Below are 1,131 nucleotides of genomic sequence, written 5' to 3' on the forward strand. Positions count from 1 at the left end.
CAGTGTTGCGCAAGAAGCTGACACGCGGCCAGATGATCGGTTTTTTCGAGAAGCTGGCTCCGACGACGATAGCAATCGAAGCCTGTGGAGGGTCGCATCACTGGGCGCGTCTGCTCGGGTCTTTCGGGCATGAGGTCAAGTTGATCGCACCGCAGTTGGCGAAGCCTTACGTGAAGCGTGGCAAGAATGACGCGGCCGATGCCGAGGCGTTGTGCGAGGCGCTGAGCCGGCCGACGATGCGTTTCGTGCCGACAAAGACCGCCGATCAGCAGGCGGCCTTGATGCTGATCGGGATGCGCAGCAGACTCATCCACAATCGCACGCAACTTACCAATGCAATCCGCGGCTTTGCCATGGAGTTTGGGCTGACCACGGGCACCGGCACATCCAGGATCGAGCCGCTACTCGAGCGGATCGCGGCGGATGAGGAAATGCCGGAATTGGCCCGAGAGCTGTTCGCGCTGCACGCACGCGAATATGCCCAGTTGCGCAAGGAAATCGAGAAGGTCGATGATCGACTTATGGCTTGGCATCGCCAGAACGAGTGTAGTCAGCGTTTGGCGCAAATACCTGGCGTTGGCCCCATCGGGGCGTCGCTTCTGATGCTGAAAACGCCGGACCCCAGGCTGTTCAAGTCTGGTCGAGACTTTGCGGCATGGATGGGACTTACGCCAAGGGACCATTCGACAGCTGGCAAGGTCAGGCTCGGTGCCATCACACGCGCTGGCGATGAGCAGCTGCGAAGCGTGTTGGTGGTTGGCGCCACCGCTGTCGTTCGGCATGCTCGAAAAGGGAACGGCAGGAATACTACCCCATGGCTCGTTGGCTTGATCGAACGAAAAAGGCCCAAACTCGTAGCGGTGGCTCTTGCCAACAAGATGGCGCGTACTGCCTGGAAGTTGATGGTGACCGGTGAGCACTATCGAAGAAATGCTGCCCAGCCTGCCTCGGCGAATGCGGCTTGAAATCGGCCAGTAGCGATGAGCAATATTGATGCCATCGCGCTGAGCTGATGCGTGATCTTGCAGGAAGAAAGCAGGTGGTGCGATCGATCGATCCAAGGCGCGTGACACTCCGTCTGTTCCACTGACCGTCGCAGGTCGTTATGGTGTTGGGAACACGCGCTGCGGA

Annotated in this window: 1 protein-coding gene; it reads left to right on the forward strand. The window is 59.2% G+C overall.

Annotation, left to right across the window (positions count from 1 at the left end; translation table 11 throughout):
- On the forward strand, window positions 1–965 hold a 965-nt coding region (locus WG900_RS20120), incomplete at its 5' end, for an IS110 family RNA-guided transposase (RefSeq protein WP_417598699.1).
- Between the last annotated feature and the right edge of the window lie 166 nt (window positions 966–1,131).

The sequence above is a fragment of the Novosphingobium aquae genome (genome assembly GCF_037572715.1).
GTDB lineage: Bacteria > Pseudomonadota > Alphaproteobacteria > Sphingomonadales > Sphingomonadaceae > Novosphingobium > Novosphingobium aquae.